This is a genomic window from Desulfoscipio sp. XC116, from assembly GCF_039851975.1.
GTDB lineage: Bacteria > Bacillota > Desulfotomaculia > Desulfotomaculales > Desulfallaceae > Sporotomaculum.
Genome location: NZ_CP156660.1, coordinates 1635529 through 1649304 on the forward strand (window position 1 = coordinate 1635529; position 13776 = coordinate 1649304).

The 13776-nt window shown below is 49.3% G+C and carries 13 protein-coding genes; all 13 read right to left on the reverse strand.

What is annotated here, in order from left to right; genetic code table 11:
• Positions 1-5: 5 nt before the first annotated feature.
• Entirely contained in the window at positions 6-605 is a 600-nt protein-coding gene (gene cbiT, locus ABDB91_RS07770) for a precorrin-6Y C5,15-methyltransferase (decarboxylating) subunit CbiT (protein ID WP_347491039.1), read from the reverse strand.
• Complete coding sequence (cbiE, locus tag ABDB91_RS07775) at positions 595-1230, reverse strand: precorrin-6y C5,15-methyltransferase (decarboxylating) subunit CbiE (protein ID WP_347491040.1); 636 nt, start codon at positions 1228-1230, stop codon at positions 595-597. Before cbiE ends, cbiT begins: the two co-directional genes overlap by 11 nt.
• Positions 1218-2321: a cobalt-precorrin-5B (C(1))-methyltransferase CbiD gene (gene cbiD, locus ABDB91_RS07780; protein ID WP_347491041.1), complete on the reverse strand. Its 1104-nt coding sequence runs from the start codon at positions 2319-2321 to the stop codon at positions 1218-1220. The genes cbiE and cbiD overlap by 13 nt, the downstream gene beginning before the upstream one ends.
• A gap of 41 nt (positions 2322-2362) precedes the next feature.
• Entirely contained in the window at positions 2363-3094 is a 732-nt protein-coding gene (locus ABDB91_RS07785; protein ID WP_347491042.1) for an ATP-binding protein, read from the reverse strand.
• 15 nt (positions 3095-3109) lie between these two features.
• Positions 3110-3928 carry a DnaD domain protein gene (locus ABDB91_RS07790; protein WP_347491043.1) on the reverse strand — a complete coding sequence of 273 codons (819 nt, stop codon included), beginning with the start codon at positions 3926-3928 and terminating at the stop codon, positions 3110-3112.
• Between the two features lie 110 nt (positions 3929-4038).
• On the reverse strand, positions 4039-4356 hold the full coding sequence (locus ABDB91_RS07795; protein WP_347491044.1) for a heavy metal-binding domain-containing protein: 318 nt from the start codon (positions 4354-4356) through the stop codon (positions 4039-4041).
• A gap of 369 nt (positions 4357-4725) precedes the next feature.
• Positions 4726-5652 (reverse strand): methylenetetrahydrofolate reductase, encoded by a 927-nt coding sequence (locus tag ABDB91_RS07800; protein WP_347491045.1) that lies wholly within the window; start codon positions 5650-5652, stop codon positions 4726-4728.
• On the reverse strand, positions 5649-6320 hold the full coding sequence (locus ABDB91_RS07805) for a methylenetetrahydrofolate reductase C-terminal domain-containing protein (protein WP_347491046.1): 672 nt from the start codon (positions 6318-6320) through the stop codon (positions 5649-5651). The genes ABDB91_RS07800 and ABDB91_RS07805 overlap by 4 nt, the downstream gene beginning before the upstream one ends.
• Positions 6317-6769 (reverse strand): hydrogenase iron-sulfur subunit, encoded by a 453-nt coding sequence (locus tag ABDB91_RS07810; RefSeq protein WP_347491047.1) that lies wholly within the window; start codon positions 6767-6769, stop codon positions 6317-6319. The genes ABDB91_RS07805 and ABDB91_RS07810 overlap by 4 nt, the downstream gene beginning before the upstream one ends.
• The gene (locus tag ABDB91_RS07815; RefSeq protein WP_347491048.1) at positions 6762-11198 is read right to left on the reverse strand and encodes an FAD-dependent oxidoreductase; all 4437 of its coding nucleotides are present in this window, start codon (positions 11196-11198) and stop codon (positions 6762-6764) included. The genes ABDB91_RS07810 and ABDB91_RS07815 overlap by 8 nt, the downstream gene beginning before the upstream one ends.
• A 534-nt stretch (positions 11199-11732) precedes the next feature.
• Positions 11733-12659 (reverse strand): methylenetetrahydrofolate reductase, encoded by a 927-nt coding sequence (locus tag ABDB91_RS07820; protein ID WP_347491045.1) that lies wholly within the window; start codon positions 12657-12659, stop codon positions 11733-11735.
• Positions 12656-13327, reverse strand: a complete 672-nt coding sequence (locus ABDB91_RS07825; RefSeq protein ID WP_347491046.1) for a methylenetetrahydrofolate reductase C-terminal domain-containing protein — start codon at positions 13325-13327, stop codon at positions 12656-12658. Before ABDB91_RS07825 ends, ABDB91_RS07820 begins: the two co-directional genes overlap by 4 nt.
• Positions 13324-13776, reverse strand: coding sequence for a hydrogenase iron-sulfur subunit (locus tag ABDB91_RS07830; protein ID WP_347491049.1), 453 nt, complete (start codon positions 13774-13776; stop codon positions 13324-13326). Before ABDB91_RS07830 ends, ABDB91_RS07825 begins: the two co-directional genes overlap by 4 nt.

A 13776-nucleotide genomic window follows, 5' to 3' on the forward strand; every position in this document is an offset into this window, starting at 1 on the left:
ACTGTTTACACTTCCTCCCTGTCTTTTTCCGCGGTAAATATGAAAACCGGGTTAAGGGCATGCCACAGGTGGACGCTGCCGGTGGGCACAGCCCGGGATATGTTGACCTGGATAACTTCCCTGCACCAACCATTAAGCAGTTCGGTACACAGGGTAAACGTTTCTACGGTCACTGCGTTAATTATCAGCCTTCCTCCGGGTTGCAGCCTATCTCGTACAACAGGCAGTATCTGAGACAAGTGTCCTCCGCTGCCTCCGACGAATACCCGGTGCGGACTGGGCAAATGCTTTAGCGCAACCGGTGCCTCCCCCGGCACCAAGACAACATTCTTTACCGCAAATTGCTTGGTATTTAGTTCCGTTAACTCCATTGCCCGGGGATTTCTTTCCACTGCATATACCGTTCCCCCGGGCACAGCCAGGGCTGCCTCCACGGACAGCGATCCGGTGCCCGAACCGATATCCCATATAATTTGCCCGGGGGCGAGCCTTGCCTTGGTTATGGTGAGCACCCTGACTTCCTCTTTGGTCATAGGCACTTCGCCGCGCGAAAATAAATTATCCGGAATACCCGGGGTTGTAAAGGGCCACTGGTTATGCTTCATTGACAATCACCATCACGCAATTATTTTCCCGCCAGTCAGTAAACGCAGCCAGCTGTTCCAGGGAAGTGGAGGAAATCAGTTCATCCGGATATGATAAGCGGCAGGCTACATATACCTTTCTTTTGGCCACTCCCTCATTGACTAATATTCTGGCCAGCTTGACCGGGTTATGGCGCGGGTCGGTTAAGGTAATCACTGTATAATGCTTTTTCACAGCTTCGATCAAATGCGCATAGTCCCGGCCGTGGCAGCTGGTTAAAAAAGCGTCGTGCCAGGACAGACCCAGTCTGGCGCATGCTAACTGTACGGAAGAAACCCCCGGCAGTACCTGAATATTAAAACCGGGCAGGCGATGTTTTAAAGTGGCCAATATACCGTAAAAGCCCGGATCTCCCGAGGCTAGTACAACGACTTTTTTACCGGCCAGGGACTGCTCGGCTATATAAGCAATCGGTTTGTCAAGATCGGCTGTAATAACGTGCTTTTCTATGTTTAGATGACTGAACAGCGCCAGCTGCCGACTGCCTCCCACCAGTATATCGGCCTGTTCAGCCGCTTCTATGCAGGCTTTGGTCAGGTATGCCCCGCTGCCCGGCCCCACGCCCGCTACGATTATATTCTCCATCCCAGTTCCCTCCCGATTGTCAGGGCAGGTTGGTCGGCGGCCAGCACATGGCCCCGCATGTTTAGCAGGGCCGTGCCCACAACAAGTTCACCTTTGACGTGAGCCGCGGCTCTGGCGCTGGCCCGTTTGGCGGCTAAGTCAAGCACGCGGGTCAGTTTTTCTTTGGTTAAAATATCTACCATAGCCTCGGTAGTAGTAGAAACCAGCAGTGCTGAAACAATAGCGGAACCGGCTCCAAGTGAAGCGGCCAGCGCGGCCAGGGTTTCCTGCCGGGCATCCGCTATTTTGCTGTGGGTATGAAAAATGCCGGCAGCCACTTTGACCAGCTTACCGTAGTGTCCCCACAGCAAAACTTCCTTTATACCCCTGGCCACGCAGGCTTCCAGCATAAAGCCCACGAAATTACTCATTTCCACCACCGCTTTTTCAGGCAACCCCTTTTCAGTGGCCCATCGGGCCCCCATGCGGCCGGGGGTCAGTACCACCTGGTTGTATCCATGGGCTGCGGCCATATCTATTAAAGGCAGCAGTGAATTTTTAAAAGCCTCTTCGGACATAGGACGGACAATGCCGGTAGTGCCCAAAATGGAAATTCCGCCCATAACACCCAGCCGGGGGTTTAATGTGCGCCGGGCCACTGCTTCGCCGCCAGGTACGCTGATAGTAACCAGACATCCTGTGTCGGGGGGAATAACCTCGGCCAGGGCGGTGCTGATCATCCACCGGGGTACGGGGTTGATGGCGCTTTGGCCCACGGCAATCTGTAACCCCGGCTTGGTAACGGTACCAACCCCTTCCCCGCCTTGTATATTGATGGTGCCGTCAGTTGTTCGGCTAACGGCAGCAATTATTTCCAATCCATGGGTAACATCGGGGTCATCCCCGCCATCCTTGACGACTACGGCGCCCTGACCGTCGGGCAGAATTGTATACCGGCTAATAGGCACCGGTATTTTTTCTCCCTCCGGATTGGTTACAGTTAATAGAGTTGGGTATTTATCGTAAAACAGGGCCATGGCTGCGGCTTTAGCCGCTGCGGCAGCACAGGACCCGGTGCTGATGCCTGTTTTGAGCTTTTTTTGGCCTGTCATATTAATTCTCCTTGACAGCTGTTTGACCTGGCGAAAGCCGGCTACCTGCCCTGTCTGACCATTTGCATACGAATATCCAAATCCACCAGCAGGCGATAAGGACGGCACATTTGGAAAATACGGGAGGTTGTTCTTTCGCCCAGAAATTGCTCCAGATCTTCCAGATTAATATTAGTAGTGATCACAGTTGGCAGAAGATAATTGAGCCGGTAATTAATAATGCCAAATATTATATTACGTGTCCAGTCCGTGTAGTTATGGGCTCCCAGGTCGTCCAGTATTAGCAGGGGGACTTCACGGGCGGTCTCCAGCAGTTCCAATTCAGTAACGTTATTTTGATTTTTAGTATCGTAGGTAGCTTTAATCTGGTCCAGTAAATCGGGCACAACAATAAAAAGCAAAGTTTTGCCCTGCTCCAAAAGGGCATTAGCTATGCAACAAGCTAAAAAAGTTTTACCGCTGCCTACCTGGCCGGTTAAAAGCAGTCCATCCGTATGAGGATTTTTCATATAATTTTGAGTAAAATCCCTGGCTGCCTTTAAAGTAACCGATGCTGAATCGCGATAAGAAATACTTTTCACCGGGTCAATCTTGGTACGAGAGTAATGATCCAGCTGAAAACGGTTAAATGTAATATGAGTAAGCCTGGGCGGGATTTGCGCTGCTTTTATTTTATTGTTGATAGCCCGTTGTTTTACACAGGTACATGGTTCGGCAATGCCATTATGAATAACCAGTCCCCGACCGGCGCATTTATTACATAAAAAGGTCAAAGGCCACAGACTCCTTTAACTCATATATAATGACTGGATCATACTTTTTTTATTATTTTCTCGATTATCTTTTTGATTAGCTATTTGGTGATCAGCTTTACTTCTGTTGTTGATTGGTTTTCTTTTATTTTCCGTGTGCTTCATTTTAAACAGCCGGTCGTAGTCTTCTACCTTTTCCGGGCTGGTCAGATTATTTTTTTCCCATTCCAGTAGAATGCTGTCTATATATTTAAAATTATGTTTGCCCATCATGACGGCACGGCGCAGTGCTTCCAGCACCATAGGCGGAGGCATTTTTTGCGACCAGGCATCAATTTGTTCAATTTCCATAGGCGAAAGGGGGCGGCCAAATTCTTTTTCAAAACTTTTATACAAATTAACAGTCTTTTTGGATTTATTTTCCGTTATCTTTTTAATAGCCTCGTGTTGTTTCACCCTGGCGCAGGCCCATATTTCCGATAGCTTCTCAAATAAGGGCTCAAAATCATAACCTTTAATAACTAACTCTCTTTCAGCATCGTAGAATTCGGTTATCTTGAGCATGCCGTTATTTATTAAATTCTCCAGGTCGCAGTTTATCTGTTCATCATCCCCGGATAAGTGTTCAAAGAGCATATCTACGGTGGGCAAATAATTATTTTCCTCGGTAAACAGTCTAAATAATTGAATAAGCAACATCATTTCCGTATCTTTTATACCCATATGTTTATATAGCTTTAACAATAAATTCGGGATGGCGGTTGAGCCGTGTATAAATAGGTCCACACCGAAAGCGGCAGTGATATTTCCCTTTTTATATTTTTTTACAGTGTTTACCGTGCCTGTTGGGACCATGGGGTAATCTCTCCTTCTTTTTTCCTTGTAAATATTTTATGGCAGAGTGCAGGGGTTTGTCCACTGTTAGTGTATATATCGGTCAAGGTCACCGGATATTAAACGGGTACTTATGAATTTAATTTTACCGCAGTGCCGCTGGCTGTTACCATGAGCATGCCATCCCTAATGACTTCGTAATCAATGTCCACACCCACCACTGCGTTGGCACCGGCATGCCGGGCTTTAGCTGCCATTTCATCCAAGGCGATTTTTCTGGCTTGGGCCAATTTAGCTTCATAGGCTCCCGACCGGCCACCGACAATATCAGTTATCGCAGCAAATACATCGCGAAAAACATTGGCTCCCATAATGGCCTCACCGCATACTATACCCAAGTAGTCGCTGATGCTTTTCCCCTCCACCGATGGAGTAGTTGTTAATATCATGATTTAAAAACCTCCTCTATAAAGTGCCCATTAGTAAATTACGGCAAAGAGAGCTGCATTCCTTTATTTTTAAATTGACAAATAAAACTAGCCCGGGACAGCTGTTTTAATTATTCTCTAAGACCGCTGTTTTTATTACCGATCTTTGTAGTGATTATGTTTTAAATTGTCTGGTAATAAATTGCACTTCATAAACATCACAAAAAGACCCTCCTCGGAGAGTCTTTTTGACATCATAGCATAGTTGAGCCAAGATTAATGGCAATATTGTTAGTTTACATGCTTTTATATTAAAGTTGTTCAATTTGCCGCACTATTAGCGCTGAATGTCTTTATATATCGTACTTTGATACCGTGCTTTAGTTAGATTTAGTCCACCTTGGGCCTCGGGTAGAGTCCGCATTTTTCCACGATTTCGGGCACTACCTCTTCCCAGGCAATAGCCATAACGTGTACGCCGTGTACACCTTTGACTTTTTCCTTGATGTACTTAATTTGCTCAATGCAGATATCCACGCCTTCGCGTTTGGGATCCTCCGCGTTTTTCAGGCGTTCCACCAGCTCGTCGGGTACAATCATACCGCTGACGTTATTTTGGATATACTTGGCCGCCCGCCAACTCTTCATGGGTGTTACCCCGGCCAGGATGTGCACCCGTTCGTCCAGACCCCGCTCACGCACCATTTCCATGAACCGCTCAAAGCGCTCCATGTCAAAGATGCATTGGGTTTGGATAAACTGGGCGCCGGCATTCACTTTTTTCTCCAGGCGGTCCACCCGGAATTCAAAGGGGTCGGCAAAGGGGTTGGCCACTGCCCCGATAAAGAAGTGGGGTTCATGTTCCTTAATGGCCTCGTCCGAGAAGAACAGTTTTTCATCCCGCATGCGGCGCAGATAATAAATGAGCTGCATGGAGTCAATATCATACACGTTTTTGGAGGTGGGGTGGTTGCCGAACTTTTGGTGGTCGCCGGACAGGCAGAGCACATTGCGCATGCCCAGGCTGTAGGCGCCCAATAAATCAGACTGCATGGCAATCCGGTTGCGGTCCCGGCAGGTCATCTGCACAATAGGCTCAATGCCGCAGCCCAGCACATGCACACCGGCCGCTATGCTGGACAGCCGCACAATAGCCGTTTGGTTATCGGTAATATTGGTGGCGTCCACGTAATCGCGCATCATTTCAGCGTGATGACGAATGCCCTCGGCGGAAGAATGCTTGGGCGGCCCGATTTCCGCAGTTACCGCGAATTGACCGCTGTCGAGTATTTGCTGAAGTTTGCTTATATTCTTCAATCGATCATCACATCCTCCCTGATGGCCTTACGCGGCCCGCCGTCCCGTGATTTGGACCAGTCTTTGGGCGGCTGGAATTCCATTAGTTTGTCAAGCTTGCCCAGCGCCTTCATGCGGTCATAAATCAGCTGCCAGGCACAGTCCACGTCCTTGCTCACTTCGCACTTGCCGTACTGTGAGCCGCCGCAGGGGCCGTTTAAAATACTTTTGGAGCAGCGAATGATGGGGCAGATACCGCCGGTGCGGTGCAAGATGCAGTCGCCGCAGAGCCCGCACTTTTCCTCCCAGCTGCCGTGCACAGTGGAGCCGCCGATGAACTTGGTATCCAGTGCGGGTACTACCCACTTATCCTTAAACCGCTCGGCCAGATATTGTACGCCTACGCCGCAGGCCAGTGACACGATGGCATCCACATCTTTGACCAGGTTATCCAGCGGTACGATGTACTCGGGGTCGCACTGCCTGGTACAGGTATAAGTGATTGCCTCCAAGGGATTGTTCTCCAGGTTGCGCTTAATGCGCATGGCTGAGGCCAGCACCTCGGTTTCCTTTTCGCCGCCGGCCAGGCAAACCGTCACGCAGCCGGCGCAGCCCACGAACAACACTTTTTTGCAGTCGTCAATCATTTGGGCAATGTCTTCAACAGGTTTTTGTTGCGCTACTATCATGCTGTTTGGCCACCTTCTTTCTGTGCGTTCCCGGCCCTGTTTCTGTTCAGGGGGCTGGGGCCGAGCTGGCGGATGCGCTCCGTCATCTCATTAGCCACCTTGGCAAATTTGGTGCCTTCGGAGGCAGGGACGTGGAAAAATTCCAGACGTTCTCCGCCGAGACCGGTTTCATCCAGTATTTTTTTGACTGCCGCCACCCGTTTTTTAGCGCGGATGTTGCCTTTAAGAAAATGACAATCACCTAAATTACAGCCGGCCACATACACACCATCGGCACCCTTTTCAAATGTTTTCAAAAGTACCCCGTGCTCGATAGTACCGGAGCAGGGTATCTCAACAACTCTAATGTTGGGGGAATATTGAAGACGCATTGAACCTGCCAGGTCCGCGGCTGTATAAGCGCAAAAACGGCAGCAGAAAGCTACAATTTTGGGCTCAAATTCAGACACCGGAACGTACCTCCTTTAACAAACCATCCATCATATTTAGAATCATGCGGTCACTATATCCTTGGAGCGTAATTGCCTTATTGGGACATTCACCCGCACAAGTTCCGCATCCCTGACACAAAACAGGTTCGATTTCCGCCACGTTATTGTTGATGCGAGGCACGTTGAAGGGGCATAACCGAACGCAGGTTAAACAAGCCGCGCATTTGCTGGGGTCAACCACGGCAACCAATCCAAGTGACTCCAGACAATTCTTGCTTAATATGGTGGCGGCCCGTCCCGCGGCTGCCTTGGCCTGAGCGATATTCTCCTCAATGTTCTTTGGTCCGTGGGCAATACCGGCCATAAACACACCCTCGGAGGCAAAGTCCACGGGGCGGAGTTTCATATGCGCCTCCAGGAAAAATCCATCTTCATTCAGCGGCAATTTAAACAGCTGGCTCAAATTAGCATTGTCTTCCGGCGGCAGTATCGCGGCGGCCAGACCCACCGCATCGGCATTTATTATTATATCGTCGCCCAGTATATGATCTTTGACGGTGACGGTAACCCCACCGGCGCTTTCGGTTACCTGCGGCTTTTGCTCTTCATTGTACCGGACAAAGATTACACCTTTAGTCCGCGCTGTTTGATATATATCTTCTAAAAAACCATAGGTCCGAATATCCCGGTATAGGACAAATACATTGGCTTTCGGATTATTTTCTTTGCATTGGATAGCCAGGCTGACAGACTTGCTGCAGCATATGCGGCTGCAGTAGGGCCGCTCGGTATCGCGGGAGCCCACGCAATTAATCAGCACAATGTTCCGGATATCCTTTAATTTTCCTTGGGCTATGTTTTCTTCCATTTCCAATAGGGTCATCACCCGGTTGCTTTGCCCGTAGAGGTATTCAACCGGCTTGTATTCCCGACCGCCGATAGCCACTACGGTAACACCGTGTTTAATCTGGATGCCGTTAGTTAAAGTAGTGTTAAAGTTACCGACATAGCCGGATGCATCGTATATTTCAGCGGATTTGTACACGTCAATTAGCGGGTGGGTCTCCACCTGGTTAATTAAATCGTTAACAAAAGCTTCAATATCTTCCCCATTAAAGCCCAGCTTGAGGCGTTTGCCCAACCCGCCCAGCGCAGCGGATTTTTCCACAATACTGGCCCGGTAGCCCATTTCGGCAAGGGAGAGAGCACTGACCATACCTGATACGCCACCGCCGATAATCAAAGCCGACTTGGTTACACCCACTGAGACTTGCCGGATCGGTTTTAACAGCGCGGCTTTAAAGACAATCATTTTTACCAGATCGATAGCCTTCTCGGTGGCCTTATCGGGTTCATGCATATGCACCCAGGAACACTGATCACGGATATTGGCCATTTCAAACAGGAACTTGTTCAGGCCGGCTTCCCGCAGGGTTTCCTGGAATAGCGGCTTATGAGTGCGGGGACTGCAGGAGGCCACTACCACTCTGTTTAATTTATGTTCCAAAATAGCATCCCTGATTTTAGCCTGGGTATCCTGGGAACAGGTATAGAGGTTTTCCTCGGCATGTACCACATAGGGTAATTGTTTAGCTGCTTCCACCACTTCCGGTACCCTGACCACACCGCCTATATTAATGCCGCAGTTGCAAATAAATACGCCGATTCTTGGCTCCTCACCCGATACATCCCGCTCGGCAGGAAATTCTTTTTGCTTAATAAGCGTGCCGCGTACATCGCCCAGCAGGCTGCCGGCAGCACTGGCCGCGGCGCTGGCCTGGAGCACTGTTTCAGGAATATCCTTGGGACCGCTGTATGCCCCGGCGGTAAATATTCCGGGATTAGAGGTGTTAACACCGGTAAGAGGGGTCAGCTCGGCAAAGCCGTATTTGTTCATATTAATGGCCATTTTGCCGGCCAGTGCTTTGGCTTCTTCCGAAGGTTCCAGCCCTACGGAAAGAATCACCATGTCAAATTCTTCATTAAACAAATTACCATTATCATCCGCGTATCGAATAAGGAGATTTTTGCTGTCATTGTCGGCTTGGGAAACCTGGTATATTCTAGAACGTACAAAATTTACACCGTGCTCGTGTTTGGCCCGCTGGTAATATTTTTCAAAATCTTTGCCAAAACATCGCATATCCATCATAAAGATAGTGGTATCGAGCGGTCCGGCGCTGTGCTCCTTGGCAATAACCGCCTCCTTAATGGCGTACATACAGCACACCGATGAACAATAGCCGTGACTTTCCTTAACGTTTCTGGAACCGACACATTGAATCCAGGCGATTTTACGGGGTTCGCGATTGTCATAAGGCCGCACCAAGTGTCCCTGGTACGGTCCCGAGGCGCTTAAAATACGCTCGAATTCTATACTGGTTACTACATTGGGATAACGGCCATAGCCCAGGTAATGAAGATTGCCTGGATCGTAAGTTTTTACTCCCGTGCTTAAAATAATTGAACCTACCTGCAATTCCAGGTACTCGTCCTGCATTTTATGGTTGATAGCCTGACGCATACAGGTGTTTACACACTCACCGCATTCAGAGCAGACGCCGCAGTTTAAACAGCGTTCCGCTTCGGCAATGGCCTGCTCCGTTGTAAAACCGGTGCTTTCCCGGACAAACCCCTTAAGCCGTTGTTCCACCGGGGTAAAAGTAAGTGGTGCCGGAATGCTGAGGGGCACTTCATCAATAGCTTGTCTTAAAGGTGCGATTTTATCTTCAGGCACCTTGAAGATGCGGTCTTTTCTTTGGTCGGTGCCATTAAGGTAACGATCTATGGATTCGGAGACTGTTTTACCGGCACAGATAGCGGATACCACATCCCGGGGGCCGGTGACGTTATCACCGCCGGCAAACACGCCGGCCAGGCCGGTTTCCAGTGTGTCGCGGTCTACTTGCATACGTCCGGTGTCATTTAGCAGAGCTTTGTCCGCACCGGACAGAAAACTGTAATCGGCACCCTGGCCAATGGCTACCAGCAAATAATCAGTGGCAAAAGATTCGGTTATATTAGTATCGTATTGCGGATTAAACCGTCCCTGGGCATCAAAAACAGAAGATACCCCCATCAGTTCAATGGACCGCACACTGGCATCTCCCTTAATGGCTTTAACTCCGCGGGAATAATGGAATACTATTCCTTCTTCACCGGCCAGGTGAATTTCTTCGGCAGACGCAGGCATTTCTTCCGGTTTTTCCAGGGCGAATACATGAACTTCCTGAGCGCCCATGCGCAGTGCGGACCTGGCGGTGTCTATGGCCACGTTGCCGCCGCCGATTACGGTTACCCGTCCGGATAGGGCTGATTGCTGCTTAAAGTTAATATTGTTCAAGAAAGTAATACCGGGGATTACGTTGGTTAAATTTTCGCCGGGTACCCCCAGCTTAAATGGCCTGGGCGTTCCTGTCGCTATATATACGGCATCAAATTCATTTTTCAGTTCAGATACTGAAAAGTCCGTACCCCAGCGCTTATTATACCTGATTTCCACGCCCATTCTGGTAAGTAAACCAATTTCAATATCCAGGTATTGTCTGGGGAGACGGTATTCCGGTATTCCCTTGCGCATCATGCCGCCGGCTTGTTGGTCAGCTTCAAATACAACCGCCCGATATCCTTTTTTAACCAGGTGATAAGCGGCGGATAATCCTGAAGGTCCGCTGCCGATAATGGCTGCGTTTTTCCCATGTACGGCCTCTTTCTCAGGCAGAGGAAGCTCGTCAATATTGTTTGCGTAGGCTTGTTCTGCGGCTGTCCGCTTTAAATTTCTTATACTTACCGGCGCATCAATTTTTCCTCTGTGACACTGGGATTCACAGGGGTGGGTACAGACCAGCCCACATACGGCCGGGAAGGGATTATCCTGGTAGATTAATGACCAGGCTTCCTGAAATTTACCTTTTTTAATTAGTTGTACATAACCCTGAGCGTTAACTCCCGCGGGACATGCGGCCCGACAGGGTGAAAGACCGGCCTTTTCAATAGAAAAGGCCGCCGGCATAGCCTGGGGATATAATTTAAAAATAGCATGACGATTCTCCAGTCCGGCGTTAAATTCGTTAGGCATATTAACCGGGCAGACATTGGCGCATTCACCGCACCCGGTGCATTTATCCAAATCTACAAAACGTGCTTTTTTATGCAGGGTAACCTTAAAATTACCGGGCTCACCCTGTACATCCAAAATATTTGACAGCATATGCTTTTCAATGTTCAGGTGCCGACCGCACTCCACAATTTTTGGAGAGAGAATACACATAGAACAATCATTGGTGGGGAAAGTTTTATCCAGCATCGGCATTATACCGCCGATGGCCGGTGACTGCTCCACCAGGTAAACATAGTAACCTGACTCCGCGAGGTCCAGGGAGGCTTGGATGCCGGCAATACCGGCCCCTACTACCATTACTGCGCCAACCTTACCTTTATTACCCAAGAGATTACCCGTCCTCTCATTCAGAGCGTTTTACGGTAATATACTTGAATCACCGGACACTCTTTATTTGGCTTAATATCTTTTTAGGACAGAATTGCGCCGGCAAGCAATCCGCTTGTTGTACATTTGGTTAAACTGTGATGTCTAAGCTGTCAGCGGCAAATGCGGCAGGCTTGTCATAGCGTTGTGAATATGTCGTTCCAGTGATGAAATAGGATAACTTCTACGAAAAAGATTAGGAGAAAGTTTGGTACATACTACTTTTGGAAAATATCTAAAACAATTATACTTAATTAATTGAACGTATGTCAATGAATGCAAAGCAATAAATATGTAATTATTATTTATTTTTTTTGCCCTGAATTGTTTTAAGTGAAATTTTAAATTTTTTAGAATAAAAAAAGACCCTCAATGAAAGGGTCTTTGGAGTAGGTACATGGTATTCCTGTAAAAAAGAAGTATTTTGCACCAGGATTAAGATAAAAATGTTATAATATAACATGGAATTGTTAAATGAGAGAACTTTAATTCGTCTTAGTCCACCTTGGGTCTCGGGTAGAGTCCGCATTTTTCCACGATTTCGGGCACTACCTCTTCCCAGGCAATAGCCATAACGTGCACGCCGTGCACACCTTTGACTTTTTCCTTGATGTACTTAATTTGCTCAATGCAGATATCCACGCCTTCGCGTTTGGGATCCTCCGCGTTTTTCAGGCGTTCCACCAGCTCGTCGGGTACAATCATACCGCTGACGTTATTTTGGATATACTTGGCCGCCCGCCAACTCTTCATGGGTGTTACCCCGGCCAGGATGTGCACCCGTTCGTCCAGACCCCGCTCACGCACCATTTCCATGAACCGCTCAAAGCGCTCCATGTCAAAGATGCATTGGGTTTGGATAAACTGGGCGCCGGCATTCACTTTTTTCTCCAGGCGGTCCACCCGGAATTCAAAGGGGTCGGCAAAGGGGTTGGCCACTGCCCCGATAAAGAAGTGGGGTTCATGTTCCTTAATGGCCTCGTCCGAGAAGAACAGTTTTTCATCCCGCATGCGGCGCAGATAATAAATGAGCTGCATGGAGTCAATATCATACACGTTTTTGGAGGTGGGGTGGTTGCCGAACTTTTGGTGGTCGCCGGACAGGCAGAGCACATTGCGCATGCCCAGGCTGTAGGCGCCCAATAAATCAGACTGCATGGCAATCCGGTTGCGGTCCCGGCAGGTCATCTGCACAATAGGCTCAATGCCGCAGCCCAGCACATGCACACCGGCCGCTATGCTGGACAGCCGCACAATAGCCGTTTGGTTATCGGTAATATTGGTGGCGTCCACGTAATCGCGCATCATTTCAGCGTGATGACGAATGCCCTCGGCGGAAGAATGCTTGGGCGGCCCGATTTCCGCAGTTACCGCGAATTGACCGCTGTCGAGTATTTGCTGAAGTTTGCTTATATTCTTCAATCGATCATCACATCCTCCCTGATGGCCTTACGCGGCCCGCCGTCCCGTGATTTGGACCAGTCTTTGGGCGGCTGGAATTCCATTAGTTTGTCAAGCTTGCCCAGCGCCTTCATGCGGTCATAAATCAGCTGCCAGGCACAGTCCACGTCCTTGCTCACTTCGCACTTACCGTACTGTGAGCCGCCGCAGGGGCCGTTTAAAATACTCTTGGAGCAGCGAATGATGGGGCAGATACCGCCGGTGCGGTGCAAGATGCAGTCGCCGCAGAGCCCGCACTTTTCCTCCCAGCTGCCGTGCACAGTGGAGCCGCCGATGAACTTGGTATCCAGGGCGGGTACTACCCACTTATCCTTAAACCGCTCGGCCAGATATTGTACGCCTACGCCGCAGGCCAGTGACACGATGGCATCCACATCTTTGACCAGATTATCCAGCGGTACGATGTACTCGGGGTCGCACTGCCTGGTACAGGTATAAGTGATTGCCTCCAAGGGATTGTTCTCCAGGTTGCGCTTAATGCGCATGGCTGAGGCCAGCACCTCGGTTTCCTTTTCGCCGCCGGCCAGGCAAACCGTCACGCAGCCGGCGCAGCCCACGAACAACACTTTTTTGCAGTCGTCAATCATTTGGGCAATGTCTTCAACAGGTTTTTGTTGCGCTACTATCATGCTGTTTGGCCACCTTCTTTCTGTGCGTTCCCGGCCCTGTTTCTGTTCAGGGGGCTGGGGCCGAGCTGGCGGATGCGCTCCGTCATCTCATTAGCAATTTGGGCAAAACGGCCCCCATCTGAAGCGGGCAGGTTATAGAACTCCAGTCGCTCGCTGCCAAAGCCGATTTCATCCAGTATTTTTTTGACCGCCTGCACCCGCTTTTTAGCGCGGATGTTGCCTTTTAAAAAGTGGCAGTCGCCTTCCATACAGCCGGCCACATACACACCATCGGCACCGTCCTCAAATGCTTCTAAAAGTACACGGTGTTCAATGGTGCCAGAACAGGGCATTTCGATTACCCTGATGTAGGGTGAATACTGTAACCGCATCGAACCTGCCAGGTCCGCAGCCGTGTATGCTCAGTAGTGACAGCAAAAGGCTACAATTTTGGGCTCAAATTCAGCCAC

Bases quoted from the DNA above. Each gene is read 5' to 3' on its own strand.
- ABDB91_RS07825 (WP_347491046.1), bottom strand. From the start codon at position 13,327: ATGATAGTAGCGCAACAAAAACCTGTTGAAGACATTGCCCAAATGATT.
- ABDB91_RS07795 (WP_347491044.1), bottom strand. From the start codon at position 4,356: ATGATATTAACAACTACTCCATCGGTGGAGGGGAAAAGCATCAGCGAC.
- ABDB91_RS07790 (WP_347491043.1), bottom strand. From the start codon at position 3,928: ATGGTCCCAACAGGCACGGTAAACACTGTAAAAAAATATAAAAAGGGA.
- cbiE (WP_347491040.1), bottom strand. From the start codon at position 1,230: ATGGAGAATATAATCGTAGCGGGCGTGGGGCCGGGCAGCGGGGCATAC.
- ABDB91_RS07805 (WP_347491046.1), bottom strand. From the start codon at position 6,320: ATGATAGTAGCGCAACAAAAACCTGTTGAAGACATTGCCCAAATGATT.
- cbiT (WP_347491039.1), bottom strand. From the start codon at position 605: ATGAAGCATAACCAGTGGCCCTTTACAACCCCGGGTATTCCGGATAAT.
- cbiD (WP_347491041.1), bottom strand. From the start codon at position 2,321: ATGACAGGCCAAAAAAAGCTCAAAACAGGCATCAGCACCGGGTCCTGT.